2 protein-coding genes are annotated in these 1,527 nt (G+C 37.3%); both read left to right on the plus strand.

Annotation, left to right across the window (positions count from 1 at the left end):
- A partial coding sequence (locus tag CALSC_RS25195) for a response regulator (RefSeq protein WP_143288393.1) occupies window positions 1-507 on the plus strand: 507 nt, incomplete at its 5' end.
- A gap of 596 nt (window positions 508-1,103) precedes the next feature.
- Window positions 1,104-1,527 (plus strand): Hsp20/alpha crystallin family protein (locus CALSC_RS25200; protein ID WP_088243925.1); only part of this gene is annotated, 424 nt, incomplete at its 3' end.

Consider the following 1,527-nt stretch of genomic DNA (forward strand, 5'->3'; position numbering starts at 1 on the left):
ATCAGTGATCTTGCCATGCCAATTATGGATGGTTATGAAATGATTGCTAATCTTCGTCAATTACCTTTATTCCAAAATGTACCTATTATTGTATCCTCAGCTAGCGTATTTGCATCAGATCAACATCAGAGCTTAGAAGCTGGCGCTAATGAATTTTTACCCAAGCCTGTGGAGGTTAATAGTTTATTGGCAGCATTAGGCCTACATCTGCAACTAGAGTGGATATACGAGGAAGATAAACAGGAAAAAGGACAATCCAACCAACAATCCAAACAGACAAAAGTTGAGGCAGATACTGTCAAAATTGTGCCCCCATCTCAGGAAGACCTGAATATACTTTATGAGTTAAGTCGCAAAGGTTTAATTAATAATTTAGTTAAAGAATCAGCAAGGATTGAAAGTTTAAATAGTGATTTTTCTCCATTTACACAACACATTAATCAATTAGCTCAAAAGTTTAAAATTAAACAAATCAAAAACTTCATAGAACAATATTTGCAGAAATAATAATAACTATGTATTCCACCGGATATACATCGTATTTCATCTGATTGAGGTACACATTTAGTGGGCAATATGCGAATAAGTAGGTTGGCGTAAAAAATTATCGTTTGGATAAGGCAGGGGGCAGGGAGCAGGGGGAACAAGGGTTTTAGGCTTATTTACTATTCTTCACATAGTTTGGTTTTATTGTGCCGACTTACTTAATACAAGAGTTGTATTATTTATGCTTGTACCTCATTTACTTACAATATGCTGTATTGTCCTGAATGATACATTCGTTAAAAAAGGTAGAAGGTAATTAGTGAGGGATTAACATCCCTACTATGGTGTGTTTTCAAACTCCTAAATTTCTAGACCTAGGTTTTTGACCATAGTGTGTTAGTGAAACAATGATGACAATGTGGGAAAGTTAATAGTGAACAAGGCTTCAGCCGAAATGCTAAGGGAAGGAGAATCGAAACAAAAACTATTTTCATCTTCACAAGTTTCTCAAAATCTTTTTCTAAGGTGATATCAGAGTCTAAAGCGAGAAAGGTCGATCCTCATTCCATGCTTGACTCCATAACAGAGACTCCATAAAACTTAGGAGAGGAAAAAATATGTCTTTAATTAGTTGGCAGCCACTCGATATTCTCCGTCAACAAATGAATCATTTGTTTGATGAATGGATACATGGGGAACCGGGTGAAAACCTATTCCCGAAAATGAGTCTTGCTTGGGAACCAGCTATTGAACTGCAAGAAACTGATACAGGCATTATCTTAAAAGCAGAAATTCCAGGTGTTGAGGTTAAAGACATAGATGTTGAAGTTAGTGCTTATGCTGTTTCTATCTCTGGAGAACACAAACAAGAAAAACGTGCAGGAGAAAAAGGTTGGTATCGCTCGGAATTTCACTATGGCAAGTTCCAGCGCATCGTTCCCTTGCCCACACAGGTAAAAAAGGAGGAAGTAAAAGCAGAATGGGAAAATGGTGTGCTCACACTGACTCTCCCCAAAATGGAAACAGCCCATCTCCATGTCT

Source organism: Calothrix rhizosoleniae SC01, assembly GCF_900185595.1.
GTDB lineage: Bacteria > Cyanobacteriota > Cyanobacteriia > Cyanobacteriales > Nostocaceae > Calothrix_A > Calothrix_A rhizosoleniae.